Source organism: Psychrobacter immobilis (genome assembly GCF_904846235.1).
GTDB classification, from domain to species: domain Bacteria; phylum Pseudomonadota; class Gammaproteobacteria; order Pseudomonadales; family Moraxellaceae; genus Psychrobacter; species Psychrobacter immobilis_C.
The window spans coordinates 1-998 of the sequence record NZ_CAJGZN010000056.1 but is presented as its reverse complement, the minus strand read 5'-3'; the positions used below and the strand labels follow the sequence as shown (position 1 = coordinate 998).

General features: G+C 36.3%; 1 protein-coding gene and 1 rRNA gene. One reads left to right on the top strand and one right to left on the bottom strand.

What is annotated here, in order from left to right; translation table 11 throughout:
• Window positions 1-87, top strand: a 5S ribosomal RNA gene (gene rrf, locus JMX07_RS13495); the annotation flags it as partial.
• Window positions 88-464: 377 nt separating this feature from the next.
• Here rrf and JMX07_RS13490 read toward each other — a convergent pair.
• The gene (locus JMX07_RS13490; protein ID WP_201608434.1) at window positions 465-851 is read right to left on the bottom strand and encodes a hypothetical protein; all 387 of its coding nucleotides are present in this window, start codon (window positions 849-851) and stop codon (window positions 465-467) included.
• Window positions 852-998 lie beyond the last annotated feature (147 nt).

The window sequence follows — 998 nt, the reverse complement described above, 5'->3', positions numbered from 1 at the left end:
CCTGATCCCTTCCCGAACTCAGAAGTGAAACATCGTAGCGCCAATGGTAGTGTGGTTCGCCCATGTGAGAGTAGGTCATCGTCAGCTCTCTATTCTGAAATATCCCCCGACATTAGCTTGTCGGGGGATTTTCTTTGTGTCTATCTTTTATTTCTAGTGACCTACGTAGCAATTCCTATTTAAGGGTGAGCAAGGAGTAACGACTGTCTGGGAGAAAGTCGTCCGTAGCGCAAGACGGAAGGCTATGCCTGTAGATAGCTCTTGCTTTGCCTTAATGGCGCTTTTCTCGTTTGTCAGCTCTCTATTCTAGATAAAGCCCCCAACGCTCACGCGATGAGGGCTTTTCTTCGTCTGTAGATTGGTGCTGAAAAGCTACTAGTAATTGAGTTCATGAACTTTCCCTATGATAGTCAAATAAGACTCTTATACGAAAAATTTGTCTAGAAAATATATAAAACAACAGATCACGATACATGTTTCTTGTCGAATATAAATACGTTGTGATGAATTGCTTCATTAGTCTTTTGAATATTAAATGTTTTCTTATCTTCAGGTAATCGTAGTACTTTTGGTAGTCGTGCTATTGCCATTTTTTCATTAGCAATGGCATAGTGACGATAGTATTCATTTAAGATTTCATTGCAGTCAAATTCTACGTAAACAATATTATCATTATGTTTTTTAGCTAAATTTATTATGGACAGAAAAAACTCATTTTTCGCTTCATTTTTTGAATTTTCCACATCTTCTAAAGTATAATTTGGTGGGAAACCGACCTTTATTTTTTGCCAAATACTACCATTTTCCTTAGTTTCAAGATAAAATTTTAATTTTTCTTCTAATTGATTCAACTTTATCAGGTTCTGTTCAGTACTATAGTCAATCCAGAATAAAATTGGTACAACCCATATCATGAAACAGCTTAGGTAAATTATTCTCCATCCACCCTTGTCGTAGAAACTTAGCCTGTGCCCATTTTTTTTCAATAGGGTTTAAAT